A 24799-nucleotide genomic window follows, 5' to 3' on the forward strand; every position below is an offset into this window, starting at 1 on the left:
GCTGGCAGGTCAGCCGATGGCGCGCCGCCGCAAGCGGGCGTAAAAAAGGCCGGAGCGCATCACAGCGGTCCGGCCTTGATCCAGATTTACCTGGCTGAGGGGGTCAGCGTTCCAGCGCCGGGGCGCCAGGGGTAATGTCCTGCACCGCATGGGGCGCCGCAGCATACGACGTCGACTCTGCCGCCAGGCGGAACTGGCTGACCACTTCCGACAGTCGGGCCGCCTGTTCCTGCATCGCCTCGGCGGCGGCTGCCGCCTGCTCGACCAGCGCCGCATTTTGCTGGGTGGTCTGGTCCATGTCGGTGATGGCCAGGTTGACCTGGCTGATGCCGTCGCTCTGTTCGCCGCTGGCGGCACTGATCTCGCCCACGATATCGGCCACGTGCCGCACGCTGGTGACCACTTCATCCATGGTGCTGCCGGCCTGCACCACCAGCTCGCTACCGGAACCGACCTTGGCCACGGTGTCGTTGATCAGCCCCTTGATTTCCTTGGCGGCGGCGGCCGAGCGCTGCGCCAGCGAGCGCACTTCGGAGGCCACCACGGCGAAACCCCGCCCCTGCTCGCCGGCGCGGGCCGCTTCGACGGCGGCGTTCAAGGCCAGGATGTTAGTCTGGAAAGCGATGCCGTCGATGACGCCGATGATATCGACGATCTTGCGCGAGGCGTCGCTGATGCCTTCCATGGTCGCCACCACCTGCGACACGACCTGCCCGCCCTGATGCGCCACGGACGAAGCCGACGCCGCCAACTGGTTGGCCTGGCGGGCGTTATCTGCATTCTGCTGCACGGTCGAGGTCAATTGCTCCATGGCCGAAGCGGTTTCTTCGAGCGACCCGGCCTGGCGTTCGGTGCGGGCCGACAGGTCGAGGTTGCCGCCGGCGATTTCGCGCGAGGCGGTGCCGATGGCATCGGTGCCGATACGCACCTGGCCGACGATCTTGGCCAGGCTGTCGCTCATGGTCTGCAGCGCATGCAGCAATTGGCCGGTCTCGTCACGCCGGGCCGCCATGGCACTGTCGATACGCGAGCTGAGGTCGCCCGCGGCCACGGTCTGGGCGATCTCGACGGCACGCGCCAGCGGGCGGGTGATGCTGGCGGCCAGCCACCAGGCGAAGGACACCCCGGCCAGGAACAGCAGCACGCCCAGCGTGGCCATCAGGGTCCGGCTCTGCTCATAAACGTTCTGGATATCGCGGGCGATCTGGTCGATGCCGGCGCGTTGCACATCGAGCAGCTTCTGCAGCAAATCGAGATAACCTTTGGCTGCGGTGCCATACGGGCCGGCCAGAATGGCCGCCGCCTCGCTGGTGTTGCCATCGGCCTTGGCCTTGGTGATGGCGTCGCGATACTTGATGTAGTCCTGGCGCACCAGCCCGAGCTGGTCGAACACGGCCTTTTCCTCAGGCGAGCTGAGCAACTCGGCCACGCCCTTCTGCTGGGCGCTGGATACCTTCGACGCAGCCGCGTGTTCTTCGGCAAAATAGTTGGCCAGGGCCGAGTCGCTGCTCATGGCAATGGCGGTGGTACGGCGCACGCTGGTATGGATGGTGCGATACCAGTCGGAGACCAGCCGTTCCTTGGTCAGCGGCTGGTGCATCATGGCGTCGGTGGCGGCGGCAATGCCATGCAGACGCCAGATGCCGAGCGCCACCACGATACTGGCGGCGACCAGAATGATGCCGAAGCCGAGCGCCAGGCGCCTGCCAATCTTCATGTTGCCGAAGTTTCCCATGAATTCCCCCTTTAATTAGTCGCTGCGCAGACGAACGTCGCGCACTCTGGGCCATGTTAGCGCCCCCGCAGGTCGCCACGGTATCAGGCAATTCCCGAGGGACGGTAATCGTATCTCTAACAAACTACGGGTAATTCGGTACGTACTTGTTAAGCGCGACAACAGACGCGGGGCCCTTACATTCGTCAGGGCGACGGGAGTGGAGGTATCACTAAACTGGATGCCAGGTTCCTGCCCTCACAGAAACCACTAATTACGCGTCAACCCGCCACCGTCGTCCCGGCGCAGGCCGGGACCCAGTGACTTTTGTGGCATATCGATGTCCGCTGAACGACACTGGGTCCTGACCTTCGTCAGGACGACGGGGCGTAGCTGGCCGACGACCAAGGCCGCACCCTGCGCCATCACCGCCCCACGAAATCCTCATTGGTCTGGCTGGGCGGAAAATTGACCGTGAAGGTACTGCCGTGATCAGGCACTGAATGGATGTCGAGCGTGGCGTGATGACGCAGCAGCACATGGCGCACGATGGCCAGGCCCAGACCGGTGCCCTGGGTTTCGCGTGAACGGCTCTTGTCGACCCGATAGAAGCGCTCGGTCAGGCGCGATATGTGTTCGGGGCTGATGCCGATGCCGGTGTCCTGCACCGAGAAATGCGCCCCGCCCTCGCCGCCGCTCCAGCGCACTACGATGCGGCCGTCGGTCGGCGTATAACGCACGGCATTGGTCACAAGATTGGTGAAGGCGCTACGCAGCTCGTCGACATTGCCCTTGAGGTCGGGGCCGTCGACCTGCAACTCCAGCTCGTGACGCCCGGCCGACAGCGCGCGCGCCTCGCTGGCGATACCCTCCAGCAGCGGCTTGACGCGCACCACCTCGGAACGAAGCGGGTAGTCGATCGACTCCAGGCGCGTGAGCGTCAACATGTCGTCGATCAGGTTCTGCATGCGCTGGCCCTGTTCGGTCATCAGGGTCAGGTGCGCGGTGCGGGTCGCCGGGTCCAGGTTGGGCTGGGCCAGCGCGATCTCGAGGAAACCATTGATCACCGTCAGGGGCGTGCGCAACTCGTGCGAGGCATTGGCCACGAAATCGCGCCGCATCATGTCGATGCGCTCGGACTCGGTGGCGTCGTGCGTGACCAGGATCTGGCGCCGGTTCTCGAATGGAATGATCTGCACGATCAGCTTGCGCTCCTGCAGACTCAGAATCAGCGGCTGCTCGTAGCGGCCCAGGATGATGTAGTCGATGAAGGCGGGATTGCGGATCAGGTTGGTGACCCGCATGCCGCGGTCGCGGTCCAGCTTCAGGCCCAGGTGCTGCTGCGCGGCCGGATTGCACCACTCCAGGAACAGCACGTCGTCCATGATCGCCACGCCATCCGGCAACAGGCTCATGGCCTGGCGAAAACGCGCCAGCCATTCAGCCAGTTCGGCCTGGTTGCGCTCGTCGTCGCGACGCATGCGGTACAGCCGGGCGTAGACGTCGGTCCAGGCGCCCCAGCCATCGGGCAAGCGCACCTGCACCGGATTGTCGAGCCAGGTCGACAATCGCAACAGGAAATGCAGGTGCGTGATCATCATCGCCCCCACCCCCAACACCGCCACCACCAGACCGGCGATGGCACCAAAGAAGAAACCGACGACACCCGCACCGGCCAGGCACAGGGCCAGGCGCAGGACTGCGGGAATCCAGAACAGCAGCTGTGGACTCATTGAATTCTGTAAAACGTAAAGGGCAAGGAGCCCGAAGGCTCTCCTGCGCGACCCTGGTTACCTGGTAGACAGCATGTAGCCGACGCTACGCACGGTCTTGATCAGGTGCTCCGCATCGCGCAACGCCTTGCGCAGGCGCAGCACGTGCACGTCGACCGTGCGCTCCTCGATCACGACATGGTCACCCCATACGCGATCGAGCAGTTGACTGCGGGAGAATACCCGATCCGGATGTGCCAGGAAGAATTTCAGCAACTTGTACTCGGCATGACCGATATCGATCTTGCCGCCCGACAAGCTTACCGAGCAACTGGCAGGGTCCAGGGTGATGGGGCCGGCGGACATGATTTCCTGCGCATGTTCGGGGCTCTTGCGGCGCAACAGCGCCTTGATGCGCGCGGTCAGTTCGCGCGGCGAAAACGGCTTGGTGATGTAGTCGTCGGCGCCGTTGTCGAGGCCGGCGATCTTGTCTTCTTCCATGCTCTTGGCGGTGAGCATGATGACCGACATCTGTTGCAGCTGGCGGTCGGCGCGGATGCGCGACAGCAAATGAAGGCCGCTGCGGTCAGGCAGCATCCAGTCCAGCAAGACCAGTTGCGGTGCGCGGTGCTGCACGAAATCCCATGCAGCTGCCGTGTTGGACACCACGAAACTGGACCAGCCAGCTTCCTTGAGCGTGAACGCGATCAACTCTGCAATCGACGGTTCGTCTTCAACGATCAGGATAGTGGTCATCTGTTCTATTCTCGATAAGGCGCCTGCGCCAGTGGCGCGCGCCTGGGTTGCGGGTCTCCCTCCGCATGACAGGCTTGCCCGGTCCGGTATCTGCTTGGATCAACCGTGTTGTGCCGGGCGGCCTGGCTTGGGTCTGGCGAATCAGTCGTCGTCTTCGTCGACCGCCTTGGCCGAACCGAAATCGGTATGACGGATGTCCTTGCCACCGACCACGTAGACCACGTATTCAGCGATGTTCTTGGCGTGGTCGCCGATGCGTTCGATGGCCTTGGCAACCCACAGCGTGTCGATCGAACCCGAGATGGTGCGTGGATCTTCCATCATGAAGGTGATCAGGCTGCGGGTGATCTGGCGGAAACCATGGTCGATGCTGGCATCCTGCTTGATCAGTTCGAGCGCCTGCTTGTCGTCCAGGCGGGCCAGCGCATCCAGGGCGCTGCGCAGGATATCGGAAGCCTGCTCGGCGATCAGGCTGACGGTTTCGTAGTGGCTGATCAGCCCCACGCCGCGCTTGTGCAGATGGATCGCGGTACGCGCGATCTTGGTCGCTTCATCGCCCACCCGTTCCAGGTCGGTGATGATCTTGATCGTGGCCATCACGGTACGCAGGTCGTTGGCGGTCGGCTGGCGACGCACGATCAGGTGGCTGCAGGCGTCGTCGAGTTCGACTTCGAGGCGGTTAACCGCTTCGTCGTCCTTCATCACGCGCTTGGCGACCTCGATGTTGCCGGTGCGAAAAGCCGAGATGGCGTCATGAAACTGATGTTCCACCTGGCCGCCCATGGCGAGCACCTTGGAACGGATGGCTTCCAGATCACTGTCGTACTGCTTGGAGGAATGATCACCGGTCATGTAAAACCTCAAAAATTATTTTTCAAAAAATATGTGGGCCGGCCTGGTCGCGACATCGGCGCGCGCCAGCCCCGAGCCTGCCTTAACCGAAACGACCCGTAATGTAGTCTTGGGTTTCCTTGCGCACCGGATTCATGAAGATCTGGTCGGTCTCGCCGAACTCCATCAGCTCGCCCAGGTACATGTAGGCGGTGTAGTCGGAGCAGCGCGCGGCCTGCTGCATGTTGTGGGTCACGATGGCGATGGTGTAGTCGTTCTTCAGTTCGCCGATCAGTTCTTCGACCTTGGCCGTCGAGATCGGGTCGAGCGCCGAAGTCGGCTCGTCCAGCAGCAGCACTTCGGGCTTGACCGCCACGCCGCGCGCGATGCACAGGCGCTGTTGCTGGCCGCCCGACAGCGACAGGCCGCTCTTGTGCAGCTTGTCCTTGACTTCACCCCACAGGGCCGCCTTGTTCAGCGCCCATTCGACGCGCTCGTCCATCTCGCCCTTGGGCAGGTTTTCGTACAGGCGGATACCGAAGGCGATGTTGTCGTACACCGACATCGGGAACGGGGTCGGCTTCTGGAACACCATGCCGACCTTGGCGCGCAGCATGTTCAGGTCTTGCCCCGGCTCCAGGATGTTGTTGCCGGCGTAGATGATCTTGCCCTCGGCACGCTGGCCGGGATACAGGTCATACATGCGGTTGAAGGTGCGCAGCAGGGTCGACTTGCCGCAGCCCGACGGGCCGATGAAGGCGGTGACCTTGCCTTCATAGATGTTCATGTTGATGTTCTTTAGGCCCTGGAAACTGCCGTAGTAGAAGTTCAGTTGCGCGACTTCGAGGGTAGTCTTCTGGGGCGCGCCATTGGCGCCGGCCGACGCCGCGTTGCCGGCGTTGGCGATAGTCGAAAAGGGGCTTGCCATTTGAGCAGTAGTCATGTCGGTCACTTTGTCGGTTTAGCCGGGGATCTGTTGCTTGAACAGGGTACGGGACAGCACATTGAGCAGCAGCACACTGAAGGTGATCAGGAGCGCACCACCCCAGGCCAGCGAGACCCAGTTGTCGTACGGGCTCATGGCGAACTGGTTGATCACCACCGGCAGGTTGGCGATCGGACGATTCATGTTGGTGCTGAAGAACTGGTTGTTGAGCGCGGTGAACAGCAGCGGCGCGGTTTCACCCGAGATACGCGCTACCGCCAGCAACACGCCGGTGACCACACCGGCCTTGACCGCACGCAGACGCACGATGATGGCCACCTTCCAGCGCGGCGCACCGAGTGCGAAGGCTGCTTCGCGCAGGCCGCTCGGCACCAGCTTCAACATGTTGTCGGTGGTGCGCACCACCACCGGAATGGCGATCAGCGAGATGGCGAAGGTGCCGGCCCAACCCGAGAAGTGCCCGACGTTGGCCACGTAGATCGCGTAGACGAACAGGCCGATGACGATCGACGGCGCCGACAGCATGATGTCGGTGACGAAGCGGGTCACCTGCGCCAGCTTGCTTTCTTCACCATATTCGGCCAGGTAGACGCCGGCCAGGATGCCGATAGGCGTGCTGATGAGGGTACTGATGCCGACCATCAGCAGGCTGCCCACGATCGGATTCAGCAGGCCGCCGCCCTCGCCGCCAGGACCTGGCGTGTTCTCGACCAGCAGGCCGAAATTGAGTGCCGCCACGCCCTTGATCACCAGCGTCATCAGGATCCAGGCCAGTACTGCCAGGCCCAGGCCCATGGCCAGGAACGAGAAGATCATGCCGAGTCGATGCTGCAACAGGCGCTTGCGGTACACCGGATTCATGGTGGCTTGCGGTGCGGCGATTTGATTGGTCTGGCTCATTTGCTACCTTCCTTGCGCGCCATGCCCATCAGCATGACCTTGGCCGCGGAGAGAACGATGAAAGTGATCACGAACAGGATCAGGCCCAGGGCGAACAGCGACGACACGTGCAGCTTGCTGGATGCTTCGGCGATTTCGTTGGCCAGCGTCGAGGCGATACTGTTGCCGGCGGCGAACAGTGACCACGACAGGCGGTGCGAGTTGCCGATCACGAAGGTGACCGCCATGGTCTCGCCCAGTGCGCGGCCCAGTCCCAGCATGACGCCGCCGACGACACCGGTCTTGGTGTACGGCAGCACCACCTTGCGCACCACTTCCCAGCGGGTGCAACCGAGGCCGTAGGCCGATTCCTTGAGCACCGCAGGCACCACCTCGAACACGTCACGCATGACCGACGAGATGAACGGGATGATCATCACCGACAGGATCAGGCCGGCGGTCAGGATGCCGATACCCATGGTGGGACCCGAGAAGAACACGCCCAGGCCCGGGATCTGGCCCAGCGTGCCTTTCAGGAAAGGCTGGCCGTATTCAGCGAACAGCGGCGCGAACACGAACAGGCCCCACATGCCGTAGATGATGCTGGGCACACCGGCCAGCAGTTCGACGGCGGTGCCCAGCGGGCGACGCAGGCGGGCCGGGCAGATTTCAGTCAGGAACAGCGCGATCCCGAAGCTGACCGGAAACGCGATGAGCAGCGCGATGATCGACGTCGACAGCGTGCCGACGATGGCGATCATGGCGCCGTACTGGTCGTTGGTCGGGTCCCATTCGACGCGGGTGATGAAGCCCGGTCCGAATTCATGGAAAGCCGGCCAGGCGCCGATGAAGAGAGAAACGATGATGCCGCCCAGCATCAACAGCACGGACAGTGCGAAGGTGAGCGTCAACTTGTGGAAAAAGAAGTCCTGCAGCCGTTGGCGGCGCATGACAGCCAGCAGTTGCTGGTGCGCGGCCTGCGCATTGGCCGTATCTGTCGGCGATTTTTTTACTTCGGAATTCGACATAGCCGTGGTGGAATAATTTGCGCTCATTTTGAGTTCACCAGTAAATCGGGCCATCGCCGCGAATGCTCTGCTACCCAGAGTTGCTCGTTTCGCTGCGATGACCCGGTGTGCTTCGATGGATGAAGCCTGTTTTTCAGCCTGGCGTCAGGTGATTACCAGATTGCCTTGCCGCTGCCATCCTTGACGCTGGCCTTCCAGGAGTCTTCCACCAGCTTCACGACCGACGCTGGCAGTGGGACGTAGTCCAGTTCGGAAGCCGACTTGGCACCATTCTTGAATGCCCAGTCGAAGAACTTCAGGACTTCCTTGCCCTTGGCGCCGTCGCCAGCCTGTTCCTTGTGGACCAGGATGAAGGTGGCGCTGGAGATTGGCCACGATTCCTTGCCGGCTGCATCGGTGAAGTCGACGGCAAAACCTGGGGTCTTGGCCCAGTCGCCAGCGGCTGTCGCGGCCTTGAAGGATTCGTCGTCAGGCGACACGAAGTTGCCGTCGCGGTTCTTCAGTTGGGTGAAGTTCAGCTTGTTCTTCTTCACGTAGGCATATTCGACGTAGCCGATTGCGCCTGGCAGCTTCTGCACGTTGGCGGCGACGCCTTCGTTACCCTTGCCACCCACGCCGACTGGCCACTTCACTGCGGTACCGGCGCCGACCTTGGTCTTGAACTCGGCATTGGCCTTGGCCAGGTAGCTGGTGAACACGTACGAAGTACCCGACGAATCCGAGCGGTAGACCACGGTGATGTCGTCAGCCGGCAGCTTCACGCCTGGGTTCAGGGCGGTGATTTCAGGTGCATTCCACTTGGTGATCTTGCCGGCGTAGATGTCGCCCAGCACTTGACCCGACAGCTTGACCTGACCAGGTTGCACGTCCTTCAGGTTGACCACTGGAACCACGCCACCGACCACGGCCGGGAACTGGGCCAGACCGGCTTCAGCCAGTTCTTCCTGCTTCAGGGGTGCGTCGGTCGCGCCGAAGTCGACAGTCTTGCCCTTGATCTGCTTGATACCGCCGCCGGAACCGATCGACTGGTAGTTCAGGCTGTTGCCGGTAGCCGCCTTGTACAGTTCAGCCCACTTGGCATAAACCGGGTACGGGAAAGAGGCGCCTGCGCCGGTGATTTCTGCTGCCTGGACCGCGCCGCTGAAAGCGAAAGCACCGGCCACTGCGACTGCAACAGACTTAATCAGGTGGTTGAACCCCATTTCAGATACTCCTATGTTTTTGAAGAGATTGAGCGCCTCGGAAGGCAGCTGGACACATGCACTTTCCGGACAGGGCGAACTTTAACCAGCAATTGTGACGAGTTTATGACCCGGCAATCACGGTCGAAAATTGCCCGGGATGGCGATAAATGAACGCCCGGCCCGCTACGGCGGGGCCCGGCGGCGGTGACGCGACGGACGCCTGCCGCGTCATATTGCCGCCAATAAATAACAAAAAGACAAGTAGGCACGTCAAATCGATAACAATTTTTGTGACAAATACTCCCCGGACTTGTCATAAACTCGTCATACGCTGTCAATACACTGCCCGGCAAAACCAGATGGCCAGGGAAGAAAGAATGACCAAAAAAGCAAAGTCGGAAAGCAGTCCAGCACCAGAACTTCCTGCCACCACGATCTATCTGAACCGCGAGCTGTCCCAACTGGCGTTCAATCGTCGCGTACTGGCGCAGGCCGAGGATACGTCGGTGCCGCTCCTGGAGCGCCTGCGTTACCTGTGCATCTGCGGCAGCAATCTGGATGAATTCTTCGAGGTGCGCATTGCCAGTCTGCTGGCCAACCGCATCGAGGGCGAGAACATCGATCCGCCGGAGCTGAGGGCGGCGCTGGAACGCACCAGCGGCGAATGCCACCGCATCGTAGCGCGCCAGTATCAGTTGCTGAACGAAGAAATCCTGCCGCAACTGGCTCACAACGGCATCCACCTGCTGCGCCATGAAGACCGCAACGAGGCGCAACGGACCTGGGTCAAGAGTTACTTCGAGCAGAACGTGCGCCCGCTGCTGACGCCGATCGGATTGGATCCGGCGCATCCGTTCCCGCAGGTGGTCAACAAGAGTCTCAATTTCATCATCGAACTGTCGGGCAAGGACGCCTTCGGCCGCGGCACCAGCATCATGATCGTCAAGGCGCCGCGGGTGCTGCCACGCGTGATCCAGCTGCCGGACCATCTCTCGGCGCCGGGGCAGAGTTCGTTCTGCCTGCTCTCGTCGGTGATCCATGCGCATATCAGCGAGTTGTTCCAGGGCCGCGAAATCATGGCCTATTCGCAGTTCCGGGTGACCCGCAACAGCGACCTGTGGGTGGACGAAGAGGAAGTCAAGAACCTGCGCCAGGCGCTGGAGACCGAATTGCAAAGCCGCCAGTTTGGCGTGGCGGTGCGCCTGGAAGTGGCCAGCAACTGCCCGCAACACCTGGCGCGCCTGCTGCTGGACCAGTTCGGCATCGAACGCAACCGGCTGTATGCGGTGGACGGCCCGGTCAACATGGTGCGCCTGGCCGAGCTGGTGAACCTGGTGGAGCAGCCGCAGTTGCGCTTTCCGCCATTTTCACCGACGCTGCCGCACCAGCTCATCGGCGAGAACATCTTCAGTGTGCTGTCGCGACGCGACGTGTTGCTGCACCACCCGTTCCAGTCATTCCAGCCGGTGGTCGACTTCATCCGCAGCGCCGCCCATGACGCCAGCGTGGTCGCGATCAAGCAGACCATCTACCGCACCGGGATGAACTCGGACCTGATGGAAGCGCTGATCTATGCCGCCCAGCACGGCAAGGAAGTGACGGTCATCGTCGAACTGATGGCGCGCTTCGATGAAGAGGCCAATATCAACTGGGCAGTCAAGCTGGAACATGCAGGCGCGCAGGTGGTGTACGGCGTGGTCGGCCTGAAGACCCATGCCAAGCTGGCGCTGGTGATCCGTCGCGAAGAACAGGCGTTGCGTTTCTATGCCCACCTGGGCACCGGCAACTACCATCCCAATACCACCAAGTTCTATACCGACTTCGGCCTGTTGACGTCCAACCAGGAGCTGACCGCCGAAGTCAACGAGGTATTCATCCACCTGACCAGCCTGAGCAAGCCGCGCAACCTGACGCACCTGTGGCTGGCGCCGTTCTCGCTGCAGAAGGAAACCATTCGCGCCATCCGCAACGAAGCCCAGATTGCGCGCGAAGGTCGCCCGGCGCGCATCATCGCCAAGATGAATGCGCTGTTGGACGAGTCGGTGATCCGGGCGCTGTATGCGGCCTCGGCCGACGGCGTCAAGATCGATCTGATCGTGCGCGGCGCCTGCGCGCTGCGACCGGGCGTGGCTGGCTTGTCGGAGAACATCCGGGTGTTTTCGATCATCGGCCGCTACCTGGAACATTCGCGCATCTATTACTTCCGCAACGACCTCAAGCACGACGTCTACCTGGGCAGCGCCGACTGGATGAACCGCAACCTGTTCCGGCGCATCGAAGTAGCGTTTCCGGTGCTGGACAAGGCGCTCAAGAAACGCGTGATCAACGAAGGGCTCAATCCTTATCTCAAGGACAATACCAATGCCTGGCAGCTCGACGCCAACGGCCAATACACCTTGAAGAAAGCACGCGCCCGCCAGAAACATTTCAGCGCCCAGCAGCACCTGATGACGACGCTGGGCATTCCTGCCCTGCCGCCTGAGCAATGACCACCCGCAAACCGGAGCCCGACATGGAACTGATCTTATGGCGCCACGCCGAAGCCGAACTGGGAGAACCCGATGAAGGGCGCACCCTGACCCCGAAAGGTCACAAGCAGGCCAGCAAGATCGCCGACTGGCTCGATCGCAACCTGCCGGAAAGCTGCCGCATCCTGGTCAGCCCCGCTGCGCGCACGGTGCAGACCGCCGAAGCGCTCGGGCGCAAGTACAAGGTGATGGAAGAACTGGCGCCGGACCGCTCGCCCGAGGACCTGCTGCGCGCGGCCAACTGGCCCGACAGCCGCGAACCGGTGCTGATCATCGGCCACCAGCCCACGCTGGGCCTGGTGGCGTCGCAACTGATCTCGGGCCAGGTGCAGGAATGGTCGCTGCGCAAGGCCAACGTATGGTGGATCGCCCAGCGCGAACGGGGCGATGTCACCACCAACTTCCTCAAGGCAGTGATCGCGCCGGAGTTGATCGCCAGTTCCGGCAAGCGCTGAGCGCAGCGTCGGCTGCCGGGTTGCCCGCTGGTGGCGGCCCTGCTGTTCAGAACTGTTCCCAGTCACGCCCCTGGCCCGGCGCCACGACCGGGTCGACAGGCTTTTTCGCCGATGTCGATGAAGGCGGTCTTGCCGCCGGCGACGTCACTTCCGCCGGCGTTTTCGCGACCACGGCTGCATCGATGCAAAAGGTGCCGACCACGGCCACCAGTTGCGCTGCCTGCTCGTTGAGCGATTGCGCCGCCTCTGCCGCCTGTTCGACCAGGGCTGCGTTCTGGACGGTGCTTTCGTCGATGCTGGTGATGGCCCGGTTGACCTCGGCGATGCCGCTGCTCTGCTCCTGGCTGGCATGCGATATCTCGCCCACGATGTCGTTGACCCGTCCCACGCTGGCCACGATATGCTGCATGGTCACGCCGGCCTGAGCCACCAGGCGGCTTCCGGCCTCCACCTTTTCCACCGAATCGTCGATCAGCATCTTGATTTCCTTGGCGGCGCCCGACGAGCGCTGCGCCAGGCTGCGCACTTCGGAAGCCACCACCGCAAATCCGCGCCCCTGCTCACCGGCCCGCGCCGCTTCCACCGCTGCATTCAAGGCCAGGATGTTGGTCTGGAAGGCAATGCCGTCGATCACGCTGATGATGTCGACCACCTTCTTGGAAGAGATATTGATCGAGGCCATGGTGTGCACCACCTGCCCCACCACCGCGCCCCCCTCGGCTGCCACGCCCGATGCGGAAGCGGCCAGCTTGCTGGCTTCGCGGGCATTGTCGGCGTTCTGCTTGACGGTCGATGTCAACTGCTCGATCGACGCCGCGGTCTCTTCGAGCGATGCGGCCTGCTGCTCGGTGCGACGCGACAGGTCATGATTGCCCGAAGCAATCTGCGCGGCGGCGTTGGAGATCGCCTCGGTGCCGTGCCGCACCTGCGCCACCACACGTTGCAGGCCTTGCGTCATCGAACGCAGCGCGACCATCAATTGACCGGTCTCATCGCGCCGGTCGACCACGATCTGCACCGTCAGGTCGCCACGGGCAACCTGTTCGGCCACATGCACCGCCCGCCGCAACGGCGTCGAGACGATACGGGCCAGCCCTATCACCAGCGCAATACTCAGCACCAGGCAGCAGCTCAACAGGCCGACGGTCAGCAGCAGCGAAGCCCGGTAACCGGCCTCGGCCTGGCGATCCGCCTCCTTGCTGCCATCGCTGTTGAGGACCACCAGCTTATCGGCGGCCTCGATGATGCGGGCGTAGTGCTCGGCGCCGACGGTGCGCATCAATGTCAGCGCGTACGCGTGATCACCGGCGACGAACGATTGCGACACCTGCTGCTGGACTTGCTTGTAGGCGGTAAATGCCTGGCGCAACTGGCGCAGATGGGCTTGTTCCTGGGGCAGCGGCGCCAGTGGCTCGAACTCGACCAGCAAGGCGTCGAACAAGGCGATCTGACCGGCAAAGATACGCGCGTACTTCTCGCTGTCGGTGGCGTCGGCAGCCGTCAGGTTGAGCAACTGGTTGATCCGCGCGCTACCGATGGCCAGCTCCAGCTTCTGGGCGACCTGGATGCTGGGCAGCCAGTTCTGCGACATGTCGCGGGTGGCCTGGTTGACCTTGCTGATCTGGAGAATGGAGACCACACCCAACATGCAGCTAAGCGCCAGCATCAGCAGGAAAGTAAGTGCAAGCTTGATCGATATCCTCAGATCATAGAACCACTTCATGACTTCTCCTCGGGGCAATGGACGACAAAGAAAACTATGTGTCGATGCCGTATTGCACCTGCCTGGCAGTCGATCAAGACCCCCATTCTGCGATGCCACCCTCGAAAAGCCACTCGCTTGATTTTGAGTTTCTGTGAGTTTTAAGGAATTAAAAAAATGGCCCGTCCATCGACGAGCCATTCATTTTCCTGCAGTCGCGCATGCGCTCAGAAGGTTTCCCAATCGCCGTCCTGATCCGACTTGACGGGCGTCGCGCGCACCGGGCGTGCCACCGAACGCGGCGCCGTCACCGCCGTCACCGCCGTCACCGCCGTCACCGCCGGCACGGCGGCCCGGGCCAGGGCCGCACGCGGCTTGGCGACCACCTTTGCCGCAACCGGCGCACGGGCGGCCACCGCGACATCGCCCAGGCGGAAGATCGAGACTTCCTGCATCAGGCCATTGGCCTGCTGTTCGAGCGACTTGGCGGCCGCGCTGGCCTGCTCCACCAGTGCCGCATTCTGCTGCGTGGCCTCATCCATCTGCGACACCGCCCGCGAGACCTGCTCGATACCGGCGCTCTGTTCATTGGAGGCAGACGAGATCTCGCTCATGATGTCGGTCACGCGCTGCACCGCGTCGATGACGTCGCTCATGGTGCTGCCCGCCTGTCCGGCCAGTTCCGAGCCGGCCTGCACGCGGTCCACCGACAGCATGATCAGGTCCTTGATTTCCTTGGCGGCCGACGACGAACGCTGCGCCAGCGCCCGCACTTCGGTGGCGACCACGGCAAAGCCACGGCCCTGCTCGCCGGCACGCGCCGCTTCCACCGCCGCGTTCAAGGCCAGGATATTGGTCTGGAAAGCGATGCCGTCGATGATGCTGACGATCTCGGTGATCTTGGTCGAGCTGTCGCGGATCTCTTCCATGGTCTGCACCACGCGTGCGACCACGTGATTGCCTTCGGCCGCGATGGTGGAGGCATTCACCGCCAGCGTCGAAGCCTGGCGCGCATTGTCGGCGTTGTGCTTCACGGTGCTGGTCAGTTCTTCCATGCTCGATGCGGTCTCTTCGAGCGACGCCGCCTGCTGTTCGGTGCGTCCCGACAGGTCGAGGTTGCCGGAGGCAATCTCGCGGGTGGCGGTGGCGATCGCTTCGCTGCCGCCGCGTACCGCGCGCACGGTCGCGGCCAGCTTGTCTTGCATGCGTTCCAGCCCGGCCAGCATCTGGCCCATTTCATTGCTGGAGTGGACCTGGATCGGACGCGTCAGGTCACCGCCGGCGATGGCGTCGAAATGCCCCAGCGCGCGGCTGATCGGCTCACCGATCGCGCGGCGCAGCGACAGCCAGCTATACAGCGCCAGCAGCAGGCCCAGCACGATGGCGCCGATCGACAGCCGGCGCGACGTCTCGTAACGGCTCATCGATGCTGCCAGGCTGGCCTCTGCCTGCTGCGCCTCGTACTTGCTCAGGGCCTGGCCGTCGGCCTGCATCGCGGTATAGACGGTGCCCACCACACGGGCGGTGTCGCCGATGGCCTGGCGGTCGCCGGTCTTGATGACGTCGGCAAACTTGGCCAGCGCGTCCTCGGTCTTCTGGATGCCGTCCGATACCTTGGCCACCAGCACCCGCCCTTCGTCGGTCTGCGGCAGCGCAGTGTAGCGCGACCACCAGTTCAGGGCTTCCTTGCGGGCGTTGGCATCCATGCCTGCCATGCGCTCGGCCCAGGCCGGGTCGCTGGTCATGGCGGCCTGGTCCAGCGAGGTGCGCTGGCGACCGATCCAGATCAACACGTTATCGGCGGCGACTGTCTTCGGAATACGCTCTTCGGTCAATTCACGGTTGATATCGACGGCAGCCGACATGCCCAGCAAACCCGATGCGCCTACCACCAGCAGCAGCAGTGACAGTATGAAAATGGCAATGGCAAGCTGCGCCTTGATTGAAATGTTCTTGAGTGACATGGGCTGTTTTCTTGTTCGTGGATGAATAGGAAGACGCTGTTTGGCGTCTACAGCCCCGAATGCCGCGGTGCACCTGCATGCAGCGGTCTCGTTGTCGGCTGAGCAAGATCTAATCGGATAAAAGACCTCCGGATCGCGCCACTGGCTGTCTCATCATTACGGTCGGAAAACTGAAAGATTCAGTGCCGGAGAGCCGACTCGCAGTTCCCGCAGGCAAAAAAAACGCCGTGGCTTCTTACACCACGGCGCTTCTCTTATTTCCCGAAGGGAATAAATTATTTAGGCTCGCCTTCAGAATTCCTCGAACTCATCGTCCCGCACCGGCTGCCGGCGCGACGGCGCCGCCGGCGGCAGGCTGGCCGTCTTGGCCGGCACTTGACGAACCTTTACCTCGATGGCCGGCGCCGTATTGACAGTGCGAGCAGGTGCCCGCGACGACGCCACCGGACTCACCGGCGGCACCGATGCAGCAGCAGCACCCGCCCCCTGCTCCACCCGCAGGCGGAACACCGACACCGCATGCGCCAACGCATCGGACTGTTCCTGCAGGCTTTCGGCGGCGGCGGCAGCTTCTTCGACCAGCGCCGCGTTCTGCTGGGTAATCTCGTCGATCTGTGCGATGGCGTTGTTGACTTCGGCAATACCGGCGCTCTGTTCGGCGCTGGCGGCGGTGATCTCGCCCATGATGTCGGCGACGTGACGCACCGAAGTGACGATCTCGTTCATCGTCGCGCCCGCTTCGTCGACCAGCTTGCCGCCGGCGTCGACCTTCTCGACCGAGTCGCCGATCAGTCCCTTGATTTCCTTGGCGGCCGAGGCCGAGCGCTGCGCCAGCGAACGCACTTCAGAGGCCACCACCGCGAAACCACGTCCCTGTTCACCGGCACGCGCAGCTTCCACGGCGGCATTTAGGGCCAGGATGTTGGTCTGGAAGGCAATGCCGTCGATGACACCGATGATGTCGACGATCTTGCGCGAGCTTTCCTTGATCGAGCCCATGGTGTCAACCACGTCGCTGACCACCCGGCCGCCCTTGCTGGCATAGTCCGAGGCCGACACCACCAGTTGGTTGGCCTGGCGTGCGTTCTCGGCATTCTGTTGCACGGTGGAGGTAAGCTGCTCCATCGAACTGGCGGTTTCTTCCAGGCTCGACGCCTGCGATTCGGTACGATTGGACAGGTCGATGTTGCCGCGCGCGATTTCATGCGAGGCCACCGCGATGATGGCGGCGCTTTCCTTGACCTCGTTGAGGGTGGTGGCCAGGTTGGCCTGCATCGCGCCCAGCGAGTTGACCAGTGTGGCCGCTTCATCGCGGCCCTGGTCGCTGAACTCCTGTGTCAGGTCGCCGCTGGAGATGGTCTCGGCAATATTGCCGGCGCGCTTGAGCGGGCGGGTGATCGAATTAGTGATGATGAAGGTGAAGAAGATGCCCAGGCCCAGCGTGAACACGCCGATGACCAGCATGCCGATCTGCGCCTTGCGATAACTTTCCTTGGCGTCGGCATGGGCCGCGTTCATGTCGTCCTGCTGGAAACTTGCCAATGCGCCAACGCTGGCCATCCACTTTTCGTGCGCCGGCAGGAAGTCGCTCTTGAGCAGTTGCGCCGCATCGAAGTAGTTGCCGCTACCGACTTGCTCACGGATGGTCCCCACCACCGGAAACAGTTTCTTGCTGTCGGCCACTGCGCCATCCAGCAGTTCCTTGCCGCGTCCGCTATCGGCCAGGGCCGATAGCCGGCGTTCCGCGCCGGCATAGGCCTGCAGCAGGCGCGTCAGGTGGGCGTCCTCGGTCTTGCCTTCGGCCGCGTCGGTGGGCGTGACCACCTTGCGCAGCGCCAGCGCCAGTTCGCTGCCGGACTCGCGCATGTTCATCGCGGTGGTCATGCCGGCGACCTTCTTGCCGATCACGTATTCACTGCTGGCCTGCAACTCCGCCATGCGCCACAGGCCAATGGCCAGGATCGCGGCAGCACACAGCAGAATGAGGCAGAACCCGACGGCCAGGCGGGTGCCGATCTTTAGACGTTGGATCATGATTGAGCTCTTCCTGATAAGAACGACAAGCTTTGGCGCACAAGCGGCATGCACCGTGAAGTGACTGCCGACGGATCGTCATCGGCGGGGCCGGAAAAGGCTTGTCTTGCAGGAAGTATTCAGCACGATTCATGCCTGATCGCTTTTGTCGCGGAGACAACGTCAGTTAGCATTGATCGCAAGATGTGCGGCGTAATGAACGCCTGCGCGCCTCCCTGCCGGACCAGCCAGCGAGGCGAATCTTAGAGAACGGCATGCCTTACAGCAAATGCTTTGTCGGCATACTGCCATACACGTTTTGCATAGTTGTTCAAATCGGGGCGCATGCCCCCAATGGGGGCATTTTCACGTTTCGCCGCGACATTGCAATGACGACAATATCGCGGCGCCGTGTTCTCTTGCCCTAAGTGATGGTGACCAGCGCCGGCTTGCCGCTGGCCTCGGTGCGAAACACGCTCACCGCGTCCGACAATACCTCGGCCTGGCGCTGCAGGCTTTCGGCGGCGACCGTCGCCTCCTGCACCAGCGCCGCGTTCTGCTGCGTGATCGATTCCATCTGTGCGATGGCGTCATTGACCTGCGCAATGCCGATGCTCTGCTCCTGGCTGGCCACCGTGATCTCGCTCATGATGCCTGCCACCCGATTGACGGCGGCGACGATCTCGCCCATCGTCACGCCCGCTTCATCGACCAGCTTGCCACCGGCGTCGACGCGCTCCACGGAGTCGCCGATGAGGCTCTTGATCTCGCGTGCGGCGGCCGCCGAACGCTGCGCCAGCGAGCGCACTTCAGAGGCCACCACGGCAAAGCCGCGCCCCTGTTCACCGGCACGTGCCGCCTCCACCGCCGCATTCAAGGCCAGGATGTTGGTCTGGAAGGCAATGCCGTCGATGACGCCGATGATGTCGACGATGCGGCGCGAACTCTCCTTGATATCGCCCATCGTCTGCACCACGCCGCCGACCACATCGCCGCCCCGCGCGGCCAGTTGAGAAGCCGATGTGGCGAGCTGGTTGGCCTCGCGCGCGTTCTCTGCATTCTGCTGCACCGTGGAGGTCAATTGCTCCATGGCGCTGGCGGTTTCTTCGAGACTGGACGCCTGCGATTCGGTACGCCGCGAGAGGTCGCCGTTACCGGTGGCGATTTCACGCGAGGCATGCTGGATCACTTCGACACTGCCCCGCACGTCGCCGACGATGCCGCCCAGGCTGCCGGTCATGTCGTTGAGCGAGCCCAGCAACTGGGACGACTCGTCACGCCCGACCGGTTGCGAACGCACCGTCAGGTCATAGGCCGCCACGCGTTGCGCCATGTCGACCGAAGCGGCAATGGGTGCGGTGACCGAGCGACTGATCATGCTGCCGATGGCGGCGGCCACCAGCGCCAGCAGCGCGATACCGCCCAGCACCAGCATGCGGGTACGACGCAGCTCGGCGTTCTGCTCGGTCAACTGCGCTTCGAGCACTTCGGTCACTTGCCCGATCGCCTTGAATTGCTCGTCGATGGCCAGCGTGAACTGCTTGAAATAATCCTGCGATGAATAACTCAACTGGTCAGGCAGCAGGAGCTGGTCGCGCGCCAGCGCAATGGCGACATTGCCCAGGCGTCCGACGTTTTCAAAGACCGGCCCCAGCTTGTCGCGCAGCGGCGGATTGACTTCGACCGCCTTGCCAAACGAGCGTTGTGCCTCGTTCAGATGCTCTTGCGCACGCTCCAGCGTGGCCGCCATGTCGAGCCGGTCTTCAAGTTTTATATCTTTCTTGAGCAACAGCGACGCGCCACGTGCGCGACTGCGCCCAAGGTCTTCGGTGAGCGCCGGCATGGCGGTGAAAGTGGCATCGATCAGGTTGGTGCTGTCGAAATCGGGATCGACCGTGTATTTGAATACATCGACTACCCGGTCATTGAGATCGAACAGCTTGGTGATGGCGTCGCTGTGGGCGGTGAAGCTTTCGGGCGCCGCCACTGTCCGGGCGTTGACCGCATCCCGTATCTTGCTCCAGGCAACCTGGGCTTCGCCTAGCATGGTGGTGATACGGGCGTCGTCGATATCCAGCGCCGTCAGCGTGGTGACCAGTTCGCCCAGAGCAGCGTTGACCTCGTCGGCCTTGGTGCCGCGATTGCCGGCGACGCTGGCGTCGCCATTGAGAAGTACTGCAGATAGTCCACGATGCTGCTGCATCAGCTGGATGGTCTTGGCCAGACGACGAATCGGCGCCACCCCCTCGATCTCCAGCGTCTTCATGCTGATTACGCGTTCCGTACCCACCACGTACAAGGCGGTTGGTACGCCAAACAGGATCACCCCAATGAATCCCAGCAAGGCAAACTTCTGCCACAACATCAGATTGGCAAGCATACGTCTCATCATATCCCCCCGGATAGTGAATTACGACTGTCAAAAAACTGACGACGAATTCAATACTAACTCTTCCGTGGCAAGGATGTATGGCTCAATACGTATTGTTTTAAAATTTCCAGACAGCAATAACGCCCGCATGAAGTTAGCGAATGCCGCGTACCGCCTTCACCGGAGCGCGCGCGGCAGCCGGCCGCCGCACCAGGTGCAAGTGCTGCAGGAACTGCTGGGTGGCCGACTCCCACGAGCGCCGCTCGGCATGCGATCGCACCGCGACCGGATCGAGACCGATGGCTTGCAGGCAGGCCTGCCGGAGGTCGTGATCGAGAATGCCGGAGACGCCATGCTCGACCACATCGATCGGCCCTTCGACCGGATATGCCGCTACCGGAATGCCACACGCCATGGCTTCGAGCAACACCAGTCCGAAGGTATCGGTCTTGCTGGGAAACACGAACACGTCGGCGCAGTTGTAATAGGCCGGCAATTCATCATGTCCCTTGGCCCCCAGGAAGCGCACCTGCGGGTAACGCCGCGCCAGCTCCTCGTACTGCGGACCGTCGCCGACCACCCACTTGGTGCCGGGCAGGTCGAGCCGCAGGAAGGCTTCGATATTCTTTTCCACCGCCACCCGTCCGACATACAGGAAAAGTGGCCGCTCGATGCAGGCATGATCTTCCGGCACCGGCCTGAAATGGGTCGTGTCGACGCCGCGTCCCCACAACGCGACGTTGCGAAAGCCCTGCTGTTCCAGCGCCAGTTTCATCGCCGGCGTGGGCACCATCACCGCCTGCGAACGCTTGTGGAACCAGCGCAGCAAACCATAGGTGATCGCCTTGGGCAACAGCCGGCGTGCCGCCAGGTATTCGGGAAAACGGGTGTGATAGGCGGTCGTGAAATCCAGCCGGTGGCGCGTGCAATAGCGGCGCGCGGCAAGTCCCATCGGACCCTCGGTGGCGATATGGATGCAGTCGGGCGTGAACTGTTGCAACGCCTGCGCAATGCGCGCATAAGGCTGATACGCCAGCCGGATCTCGGGATAGGTCGGGCAGGCAAAGGTGCGGAAATCGCGCGGCGTGAGCATCAGCACTTCATGGCCGGCGGCGCGCAGGCAACGCACGGTACAGCGCAAGGTGTTGACGACCCCGTTGACCTGGGGTTCGCCGGCGTCACTGATGATGGCAATACGCATGAATGATTACGCCGTAAGCGCCATTTCGGGTACAGGCTTGACGCGGGCGGCCTTGCGGTTCTGCATGATCTCTTGCCAGGTGACCAGGCGCAGCACGCCATCGGCATCTTCCACCAGGGCAGAAAGGCTTTCGACCCAGTCGCCGTCGTTGCAATAGGTCACGCCGCCGATGTCGCGAATCTCGGGCTTATGGATGTGGCCGCAGATGACGCCGTCCAGACCGCGCTTGCGCGCCTCGTCGGCCAGCGCGTCTTCGAACGAACTGATGTAGTTGACTGCGTTCTTGACCTTGGACTTCAGATATTGCGACAGCGACCAGTACGGCAGGCCGGCGCGCGCACGCCAGCTGTTGAACCACTGGTTGAACTTGAGGATCATGGTGTAGAGCGAATCGCCGACATAGGCCAGCCACTTGGCGCAGGCGATCACGCCATCGAAGCGGTCGCCGTGCAGCACCAGCATGCGACGACCATCGGCGGTGACGTGGACCAGCTCGTCGCGAATCTTGATGCCGCCGAAATCGAGATCGATGAACTGGCGCACCACTTCGTCATGGTTGCCAGGAACGAACACGACGTTGGTGCCCTTCTTGGCTTTCTTGAGCACCGTCTGCACCACATTGTTATGACTTTGATCCCAGTACCAGCGACGCCTCAACTGCCAGCCATCGATGATGTCGCCCACCAGGTACAGTGTCTCGGATTCGGTAGCGCGCAGGAATTCCAACAGCCGTTCGGCCTGGCAACCGGTGGTGCCCAGGTGTATGTCCGAAATCCAGATGGTGCGAAAGCGCTGTGGTTCGCGCTTGCCGTCACCGCTTGCGTTACCGCTGCCGGCCTCGCCCATCAGGGCAGCGGCAGCATCCAGGAACTGTTCGCGCGGCTTCATGTGGGCCTCGTTTCCTTCAGGTAGTGACGGGCGTAACGGCCATCGAGCTTGGCCAGCGGCAGCAGCAGGAAGAAATCGGCCGAGTGGAAATCAGGATCCCAGGCCGGTTCGCCGCACACCCACGCGCCACTGCGCAGATAACCTTTGAGCAGCGGCGGCACTTGCGGCGTATGGCCAGGCTCGCGATCGTCCAGCGGGAAAGGCAGGTGCGGCGCCACGCGATAGTCGGGCGGCGCCAGGTTCTTTTCGGCGAACGCGTGATACAGCGCAGCAGCGTTGTGGCCACCGTCGGCCAGGCTGACGCTGGCGCAACCCATCAGGTATTCGCAGCGCTCGCGGCGCATGTAGGCGGCCAGGCCGGCCCACAGCATCATGATGACGCCACCGCTGCGGTAGTCGGGGTGGATGCAGGCGCGTCCGGCCTCGCAGATCACGCCGCGGATATTATCCAGGCGCGAGAGGTCGAATTCCTGTTCCGAATAGAATTTTCCCATGCGGCGTGCGCCGTGCGGGCTGAGCACCCGGTAGGTGCCGACCACGCTGAGGGTCTTGCTGTCACGCACGATCAGGTGATCGCAGTAGTTATCGAACTCGTCCTTGTCGAGACCTTCATTGTTGGCCAACGCCGACAAGTTCATGGCCTCGATGAAAACCTTGTAGCGCAAGCGTTGCACTTCACGCACTTCTTCCGGGGTGGTCGCGAGGCTCAAGCTCAGCTTGGAAAAACTCGGATTGGTATCGGCAGCAATGGTAAAGAGTCTCATGCATCGTCCTTTCGCAGTCTCAGTCTTAACGCTGCACAGACTAGCGAGCGATTGTTTCAGCCAGATGACGTATTGGTGTGTTTTTGGGGCACAACAACAGCCGCTGGCGCAGCGTTACAATGGCATGACCAGGATGTGACAAGACACTGACAAAAACAGTGATTGCGTCGCCTGCAGGAGACAGGTGGCATCCCATGTTCCAATGAACCGGTTTTAGTTTCGGCACTCCATCAACTCGAATCAATAAAGGAAGGAAACACCATGCTACTCAAGGACAAAGTCGCCCTCATCACCGGCTCGGCCAGCGGCATCGGCAAGGAAATCGCGCTCGAGTACGCACGCCAGGGCGCCAAGGTGGTCATCGCCGATCTGGCCCTGGAAGCGGCCAAGGCGACCGCCGACGAAATCACCCGCGCCGGCGGCACGGCATTGGCCGTGGCCATGAACGTGACCGACGAAACCCAGGTCGACAAGGGCATCGCCGACGCCGTCAACAGCTACGGCGGACTGGATATCCTGATCAGCAACGCCGGCATCCAGATCATCAGCCCGGTGGCCGAGTTGTCGCTGGAAAACTGGCGCAAGATGCTGGCGATCCACCTCGATGGCGCCTTCCTCACCACGCGCGCGGCGATGAAGGCCATGATCAAGCAGGGTCGCGGCGGCTCCATCATCTACATGGGTTCGGTGCATTCGCACGAGGCGTCGCCCTTGAAGGCGCCCTATGTCACCGCCAAGCATGGCTTGCTGGGTCTGGCCAAGGTGGTGGCCAAGGAAGGCGCCAAGGACAAGATCCGCAGCAACGTGATCTGTCCCGGTTTCGTGCGCACGCCACTGGTCGAAAAACAGATTCCCGAGCAGGCCAAGGAATTCGGCATCAGCGAGGAAGACGTGATCAAGAAAGTGATGCTGAAGGACACCGTCGACGGCGAATTCACCACCACCCAGGACGTGGCGCAGACTGCCGTCTTCCTGGCCGCCTTCCCGACCAATGCCCTGACCGGCCAATCGGTGGTGGTCAGCCATGGCTGGTACATGCAATAAATGATGCTGAGCGCGTCCCGACTCGATGTGCGCTCCTATGGCGGCGAAACGCTGACGCACAGTCACGATTTCGCGCAATTGGTGCTGCCATTGTCGGGACGCATCGCGCTCGACATCGATGGTCGTTCGGGGGTGGCCGATGGCAACACGGCCGCCTTCGTCGAACCCGGTGCGCATCACGCCACCAGCGCGCTGGGCGACAATCGCGCGCTGATCGTTGACCTGTCGCCGGATGTGCTCGAGCACCGATTGCTCGAACAATTCGGTGGCGCGCCGTTCGTGTCGCTGACGCCGGCGGCCGGCAAGCTGGTTGACTTCATGCAACTGCTACTGGGGCGGCAGCAGGCATCATCCGCCAACCCGTTGCAGCACTGGCTGCCGCTGCTGCTGGACACCATGGCTGGCCAGGCTCCGCGCGCGCAGTCGCGACTGCAGTTGCTGATGGCCAGGATCGAGGCCGAGCCGGCCCAGCCCTGGTCGATTGCCGACATGGCGGCCAGCGCGGCCATCAGCCCCAGTCGATTGCACGAATGGTTCCAGGCCGAGACCGGCACCTCGCCACGGGCCTGGCTGGCCGAAGTGCGGGTGCGCCACGCCTGTTACCTCTTGCGTCATTCGTCGACTCCGCTGGCACTGGTCGCGCAGCGTTGCGGCTATGCCGACCAGAGCGCACTCAGCCACGCCCTGCGCCGCCTGCGCCAGACCACGCCCGCCGCCTATCGCCGGGCCGCGCAATCGCCGGCCGAAAACTGAAACAATCCAGCCTGGCCATCGCCGGCCGCAGCACCGACACGACAATCGACCAACATTTCCGTAGTT

At 62.5% G+C, this 24799-nt stretch carries 19 protein-coding genes; 4 read left to right on the forward strand and 15 right to left on the reverse strand.

Annotated elements, in window-relative coordinates; translation table 11 throughout:
• Positions 1-103: 103 nt before the first annotated feature.
• The 8 genes from LBW87_RS04590 to pstS form a co-directional block, all read right to left on the reverse strand.
• Positions 104-1735, reverse strand: coding sequence for a methyl-accepting chemotaxis protein (locus tag LBW87_RS04590; RefSeq protein WP_225200240.1), 1632 nt, complete (start codon positions 1733-1735; stop codon positions 104-106).
• 404 nt (positions 1736-2139) lie between these two features.
• The gene (gene phoR, locus LBW87_RS04595; RefSeq protein WP_225200241.1) at positions 2140-3447 is read right to left on the reverse strand and encodes a phosphate regulon sensor histidine kinase PhoR; all 1308 of its coding nucleotides are present in this window, start codon (positions 3445-3447) and stop codon (positions 2140-2142) included.
• A gap of 57 nt (positions 3448-3504) precedes the next feature.
• A complete protein-coding gene (locus tag LBW87_RS04600; protein WP_225200242.1) occupies positions 3505-4182 on the reverse strand; it encodes a response regulator in 678 nt (225 codons plus the stop codon).
• A 141-nt stretch (positions 4183-4323) separates the two neighbouring features.
• Positions 4324-5034, reverse strand: coding sequence for a phosphate signaling complex protein PhoU (gene phoU / locus LBW87_RS04605; RefSeq protein WP_225200243.1), 711 nt, complete (start codon positions 5032-5034; stop codon positions 4324-4326).
• Between the two features lie 82 nt (positions 5035-5116).
• Entirely contained in the window at positions 5117-5956 is an 840-nt protein-coding gene (gene pstB, locus LBW87_RS04610; protein ID WP_413927609.1) for a phosphate ABC transporter ATP-binding protein PstB, read from the reverse strand.
• Positions 5957-5974: 18 nt separating this feature from the next.
• Entirely contained in the window at positions 5975-6859 is an 885-nt protein-coding gene (gene pstA / locus LBW87_RS04615) for a phosphate ABC transporter permease PstA (protein ID WP_225200244.1), read from the reverse strand.
• Positions 6856-7866: a phosphate ABC transporter permease subunit PstC gene (gene pstC / locus LBW87_RS04620; RefSeq protein WP_225200342.1), complete on the reverse strand. Its 1011-nt coding sequence runs from the start codon at positions 7864-7866 to the stop codon at positions 6856-6858. The genes pstA and pstC overlap by 4 nt, the downstream gene beginning before the upstream one ends.
• A 152-nt stretch (positions 7867-8018) precedes the next feature.
• Positions 8019-9068 (reverse strand): phosphate ABC transporter substrate-binding protein PstS, encoded by a 1050-nt coding sequence (gene pstS, locus LBW87_RS04625; RefSeq protein ID WP_225200245.1) that lies wholly within the window; start codon positions 9066-9068, stop codon positions 8019-8021.
• A 359-nt stretch (positions 9069-9427) separates the two neighbouring features.
• Between pstS and ppk1 the strand changes: the two genes are divergently transcribed.
• Both ppk1 and LBW87_RS04635 read left to right on the forward strand, forming a co-directional pair.
• Positions 9428-11539 (forward strand): polyphosphate kinase 1, encoded by a 2112-nt coding sequence (ppk1, locus tag LBW87_RS04630; protein ID WP_225200246.1) that lies wholly within the window; start codon positions 9428-9430, stop codon positions 11537-11539.
• Positions 11540-11562: 23 nt separating this feature from the next.
• A complete protein-coding gene (locus LBW87_RS04635; protein ID WP_225200247.1) occupies positions 11563-12033 on the forward strand; it encodes a SixA phosphatase family protein in 471 nt (156 codons plus the stop codon).
• Between the two features lie 46 nt (positions 12034-12079).
• Here the strand turns inward: LBW87_RS04635 and LBW87_RS04640 are convergent, their stop codons facing one another.
• The 7 genes from LBW87_RS04640 to LBW87_RS04670 all read right to left on the reverse strand — a co-directional run bounded on the left by LBW87_RS04640 (position 12080) and on the right by LBW87_RS04670 (position 22936).
• Positions 12080-13756: a methyl-accepting chemotaxis protein gene (locus LBW87_RS04640; RefSeq protein ID WP_225200248.1), complete on the reverse strand. Its 1677-nt coding sequence runs from the start codon at positions 13754-13756 to the stop codon at positions 12080-12082.
• Between the two features lie 206 nt (positions 13757-13962).
• Entirely contained in the window at positions 13963-15699 is a 1737-nt protein-coding gene (locus LBW87_RS04645) for a methyl-accepting chemotaxis protein (RefSeq protein ID WP_225200249.1), read from the reverse strand.
• Positions 15700-15990: 291 nt separating this feature from the next.
• A complete protein-coding gene (locus LBW87_RS04650) occupies positions 15991-17733 on the reverse strand; it encodes a methyl-accepting chemotaxis protein (protein WP_225200250.1) in 1743 nt (580 codons plus the stop codon).
• Positions 17734-18136: 403 nt separating this feature from the next.
• A complete protein-coding gene (locus LBW87_RS04655) occupies positions 18137-20101 on the reverse strand; it encodes a methyl-accepting chemotaxis protein (RefSeq protein WP_225200251.1) in 1965 nt (654 codons plus the stop codon).
• A 136-nt stretch (positions 20102-20237) separates the two neighbouring features.
• Positions 20238-21284, reverse strand: a complete 1047-nt coding sequence (locus LBW87_RS04660) for a glycosyltransferase family 4 protein (RefSeq protein WP_225200252.1) — start codon at positions 21282-21284, stop codon at positions 20238-20240.
• A gap of 6 nt (positions 21285-21290) precedes the next feature.
• Positions 21291-22172, reverse strand: coding sequence for a UDP-2,3-diacylglucosamine diphosphatase (locus tag LBW87_RS04665; RefSeq protein WP_225200253.1), 882 nt, complete (start codon positions 22170-22172; stop codon positions 21291-21293).
• On the reverse strand, positions 22169-22936 hold the full coding sequence (locus LBW87_RS04670) for a GNAT family N-acetyltransferase (protein ID WP_225200254.1): 768 nt from the start codon (positions 22934-22936) through the stop codon (positions 22169-22171). Before LBW87_RS04670 ends, LBW87_RS04665 begins: the two co-directional genes overlap by 4 nt.
• 261 nt (positions 22937-23197) lie before the next feature.
• On the opposite strand from LBW87_RS04670, the gene LBW87_RS04675 reads away from it, so the two are divergent.
• The gene (locus tag LBW87_RS04675) at positions 23198-23980 is read left to right on the forward strand and encodes a 3-hydroxybutyrate dehydrogenase (RefSeq protein WP_225200255.1); all 783 of its coding nucleotides are present in this window, start codon (positions 23198-23200) and stop codon (positions 23978-23980) included.
• Positions 23981-23983: 3 nt separating this feature from the next.
• Positions 23984-24733, forward strand: coding sequence for an AraC family transcriptional regulator (locus tag LBW87_RS04680; RefSeq protein WP_225200256.1), 750 nt, complete (start codon positions 23984-23986; stop codon positions 24731-24733).
• Positions 24734-24799 lie beyond the last annotated feature (66 nt).

It is taken from the genome of Herbaspirillum sp. alder98 (genome assembly GCF_020179755.1).
In the GTDB taxonomy this organism is placed as follows: domain Bacteria; phylum Pseudomonadota; class Gammaproteobacteria; order Burkholderiales; family Burkholderiaceae_D; genus Herbaspirillum.